The 3,126-nt window shown below is 73.8% G+C and carries 2 protein-coding genes; both read left to right on the forward strand.

The genetic code is table 11. The features are described from left to right. On the forward strand, positions 1–1,428 hold a 1,428-nt coding region (locus tag E1283_RS34325), incomplete at its 5' end, for an alpha/beta hydrolase (protein ID WP_132822081.1). Then, positions 1,428–3,098, forward strand: coding sequence for an alpha/beta hydrolase (locus tag E1283_RS34330; protein WP_132822082.1), 1,671 nt, complete (start codon positions 1,428–1,430; stop codon positions 3,096–3,098). The genes E1283_RS34325 and E1283_RS34330, both read left to right, overlap by 1 nt. The last annotated feature ends 28 nt before the right edge of the window (positions 3,099–3,126 follow it).

The following is a 3,126-nucleotide window of genomic DNA, read 5'->3' on the forward strand; positions in this document are numbered from 1 at the left end:
CGCGCGCTGCGCGGCTGGGCGGCGGGGGCGGCCGAGCGGGACGACATCTACGGCCTGGGCGGCAGCCGGGAGGCGGTGCTGGCCACCGTGGACCGGATCGACGCCGCCGCGGCCGAGGCGCCGGTGCCGCGGGACTACGACGCGCCGGAGGACGGGGAGACGGTCGGGATCGCGGTCGTCAGGAGAGACGCGGCGGGCGGGGAGCCGTTGGGGTCGTTGGTGTTCAACTTCGGCGGCCCCGGCGGGTCGGGCGTGGCGGCGTTGCCGCGGAGCGGGGAACGGTATCGGGAGCTCAACGAGCGGTACGACCTGGTGAGTTTCGATCCGCGCGGGGTCGGGGCCAGCGAGGGCGTCGTGTGTCGGACGGACGCCGAGACCGACGCGGCGGCGCAGCGGAGCAACGGGCCGCCGGTGAGCGAGGAGGAGGAGCTGTCGTACCTCTCGCGCTCCTACGACTACGCCCGCGCCTGCGAGGACGCGGCCGGGCCGCTGCTCCCGCATCTGACCACCGCCGACGCCGCCCGCGATCTCGACCTGCTGCGGCGGGCGCTCGGTGACGAGCGGCTCAACTACTTCGGCTTCTCCTACGGGACGAAGCTGGGCGCCGTGTACGCGCACCTCTTCCCGGGGAGCGTCGGCCGCACCGTCCTGGACGCCGTCGTGGATCCGACCCGGGACGTGGTCCAGCGGGCGTTGTTGCAGACGGCGGGCTTCCAGTCGGCCCTGGACGCCTATCTGGCGGGCACCGGGGGCGCCACCGGCGCGGCGGCGTACGAGGAGATCGACGCGCTGCTCGGGGAGCTGGGCGAGCGCCCCCTGGCGACGGACAGCGGACGTCGTCTCACCCAGGGCCTCGCCGTGACCGCGATCCTCGGTTCGCTCTACTCGGAGGACTCCTGGCCGGTGCTCACCGAGGGCCTGCGGCAGGTCGAGGACGACGGCCGCGGCGATCTGCTGCTGGCCGCCGCCGAGCTCTACAACGGCCGTGACGCGCAGGGGCGTTACCGCAACACGCACACCGCCAACACGGCCATCAACTGTGCCGACTTCGCCTCCCGCCCCGACGTGGACGACGTGCGCGCGCACGAGGCCGAGTTCGTCGCGGCGTCGCCCGTCTTCGGGCGGCACCTGGTCTGGTCCCTGCTGGACTGCGCGTACTGGCCGGTGGCCGGGGAACGCGACCAGCCCGAGGTGGCCGCGCCAGGTGCCGGGCCGATCCTGCTGGTCGGGACGACGGGCGACCCCGCGACCCCCTACGTCGGCGCCGAGCGGATGCGGGACGCACTGGGCGACGGGGTGGGCACGCTGCTGACGTACGAGGGCGAGGGGCACGGCGGATACCAGAGCGGTGACGCGTGTGTCGTCGCGGCCGTCAACGCGTACCTGCTCACGGGATCGGCGCCCGGCGACGGTACCGTCTGCCCTTAATGAACATACATTCGCACTTCCGTTCCCGGCGCGTCGTGGGGGCGATCACCACGGCGCTCACCGCCGGCCTGCTCGTCGCCAGCTGCTCGTCGCGCGACCTCGCCCTCGATCTCGGCGACGACCGGGGCCAGGGCACGGAAGGCGGCGGGGGCGCCGGCACCGAGTCCGTACCGGCCGGCGACTCCTACCCCGGGCTGTCGGACGCGCTCGCCCAGCAGCGCATCCAGTGGGGCGACTGCGCGGCGCCCACCCCCCTCCAGGGCGAGGGAATGGGCCGCCCCACCCAGCTCTCGGACGGCACGCCGTGGCAGTGCGGCACGCTCACCGTGCCCGTCGACTACGAGCGGCCCGACGGCGACACCATCGACATGGCGCTGATCCGCGTCGTCAGCCCGGTGGCCGAGGAGGACCGGCTCGGCTCCCTCGTCTTCAACTTCGGCGGCCCCGGCAGCTCCGGCGTCGGCACCCTGCCGCTCATCGACGAGGAGTACGAGGAACTGCGGACCGGCGGCTTCGACCTGGTCAGCTTCGACCCGCGCGGCGTCGGTGAGAGCTCCGGCGTCGTCTGCCTCTCGGACGACGAGATCGACGACGGCGACCAGGAGGACACCGGCCCGCCGCGCTCGGCCGAGGAGGAGGCGGAGCTCGTCGCCGACAGCGAGGAGTACGCGGCCGCCTGCGCGGCCCACTCCGGCGACCTGCTGCCCCACCTCTCCACCAACAACACCGCCCGCGACATGGACCTGCTGCGGCACGCGCTCGGCGACGACCGCCTCAACTACTTCGGCATCTCGTACGGGACGGAGCTCGGCGCCGTCTACGCCCACCTCTTCCCGGAGAACGTCGGACGCGCCGTGCTCGACGCGGTCGTCGACCCCAATCCGGACCCGGTGGCCCAGTCGCTGCTCGACGCCGAGGGGTTCCAACTGGCCCTGGAGCACTACCTGGAGGACTGCGCCACCGGCGCCGACTGCCCGACGGGCGGAGACGTGGGGACGGGTGTCGCCACGATCGAGACGCTGCTCGACGACCTGACCGCCGAGCCGCTGCCGACCGGCGACCCGGAGGGCCGTCGGCTGACGTCGGGCCTGGCCATGACGGGGATCGCGGCGGCGCTGTACTCGGAGGACAGCTGGGAGTACCTGACCATGGGCCTGGACGAGGCGCTGAACGCGGGCTCCGGCGACACGTTGCTGCTCCTCGCCGACTTCTACAACGGCCGCGACAGCCAGGGCCGCTACAGCAACCTGATGCCGGCGCTCAACGCCATCCGCTGCGCGGACGACCCGTCGCGGATGGAGGTGGACGAGGTCGTCCGGCACCGGGACGCGTTCGAGACGGCGTCGCCGGTCTTCGGCGAGTGGATGCTGTGGGGCGTCAGCGGCTGCCTCGGCTGGCCGTTCGAGGAGGCCGCCGAGCCTGAGGAGTTCAGCGCGCCGGACGCGGCGGCGCCGCTGCTGCTGGTCGCGACGACGGGCGACCCGGCGACGCCGTACGCCGGCGCCGAGCGGATGCAGGAGGCGATCGGCGGCCCGTCGGTGGCGCCGCTGCTGACGAACGACGGCGAGGGGCACGGGGCCTACACGCCGGACAACGCGTGTGTCGCGGACGCGGTGAACGGGCACCTGCTGCGGGGGGAGACGCCGGAGGATGGGCTGCGGTGCGAGTAGGCACAGCGCCGGGGGGTTGTCCCCCGCC

This window comes from Streptomyces hainanensis (assembly GCF_004348415.1).
Lineage (GTDB): Bacteria > Actinomycetota > Actinomycetes > Streptomycetales > Streptomycetaceae > Streptomyces > Streptomyces hainanensis.

Bases quoted from the DNA above. Each gene is read 5' to 3' on its own strand.
- E1283_RS34330 (WP_132822082.1), top strand. From the start codon at position 1,428: ATGAACATACATTCGCACTTCCGTTCCCGGCGCGTCGTGGGGGCGATC.